At 64.8% G+C, this 1,270-nt stretch carries 1 protein-coding gene; it reads right to left on the bottom strand.

All coding sequences use genetic code 11. The annotated features are described in order from the left end of the window. Positions 1 to 79 precede the first annotated feature (79 nt). Positions 80 to 1,270: an elongation factor Tu gene (gene tuf / locus AC3WJT_RS17350; protein ID WP_492344389.1), complete on the bottom strand. Its 1,191-nt coding sequence runs from the start codon at positions 1,268 to 1,270 to the stop codon at positions 80 to 82.

Raw genomic sequence — 1,270 nt, 5'->3', positions numbered from 1 at the left:
CATAGAAAAAGCCCCCCGGCGTTTCCACCGGGGGGCTCGATCTTGTGGTTCAGCGTGCGCTGAGGCCGGCGAGTAAAACCTACTCGACGATCTTGGCGACGACGCCGGCGCCGACGGTGCGGCCGCCTTCACGGATGGCGAAGCGCAGGCCCGCGTCCATGGCGATCGGGGTGATCAGCTCGACGTCCAGCTCGGCGTTGTCGCCCGGCATGATCATTTCCACGCCTTCGCGCAGCTTGATGATCCCGGTCACGTCCGTCGTGCGGAAGTAGAATTGCGGGCGGTAGTTGGTGAAGAACGGCGTGTGACGGCCACCCTCTTCCTTGGTCAGGATGTAGGCTTCCGCCGTGAACTTGGTGTGCGGCGTGATGCTGCCCGGCTTGCAGAGAACCTGGCCGCGCTCGACGTCTTCACGCTTGGTGCCGCGAAGCAGCACGCCCACGTTGTCGCCCGCCTGGCCCTGGTCCAGCAGCTTGCGGAACATTTCCACGCCCGTGCAGACCGTCTTCTGAACCGGACGGATGCCGACGATCTCGACTTCCTCACCGACCTTCACGATGCCCTTCTCGATACGACCGGTCACAACCGTGCCGCGGCCCGAGATCGAGAACACGTCTTCCACCGGCATCAGGAACGGCAGGTCCACCGGACGCTCCGGCTGCGGGATGTAGGCGTCGACCGTTTCCATCAGCGCCAGGATCGACTTCTCGCCGATCTCCGGGTTCACGCCGTCGGTCGCGGCCTTCGCCGAGCCCGAGGTGATCGGAATGTCGTCGCCCGGGAACTGGTAGGACGAAAGCAGCTCGCGCACTTCCATCTCGACCAGCTCGAGCAGCTCGGCGTCGTCCACCAGGTCCACCTTGTTCAGGTAAACCACCAGCGCCGGAACGCCGACCTGACGGGCCAGCAGGATGTGCTCGCGCGTCTGCGGCATCGGGCCGTCAGCGGCCGAAACCACCAGGATCGCGCCGTCCATCTGCGCCGCGCCCGTGATCATGTTCTTCACGTAGTCCGCGTGGCCGGGGCAGTCGACGTGCGCGTAGTGACGGTTCGCCGTCTCGTATTCCACGTGCGCCGTGTTGATCGTGATGCCGCGGGCCTTCTCTTCCGGCGCAGCGTCGATATCCGCATAGGCCATCGCCTTCGCGCCGCCGGCCTTCGCCAGCGTCATCGTGATCGCCGCCGTCAGCGTCGTCTTGCCGTGGTCAACGTGACCAATCGTGCCGATGTTGCAGTGCGGCTTGTTACGTTCGAACTTTTCCTTGGCCAT

It is taken from the genome of Caulobacter sp. FW305-C-30-S16 (genome assembly GCF_058783025.1).
The sequence above is the reverse complement of the archived record's forward strand: the minus strand, read 5'-3'. Positions and strand labels throughout refer to the sequence as shown.

Bases quoted from the DNA above. Each gene is read 5' to 3' on its own strand.
- tuf (WP_492344389.1), bottom strand. From the start codon at position 1,270: ATGGCCAAGGAAAAGTTCGAACGTAACAAGCCGCACTGCAACATCGGC.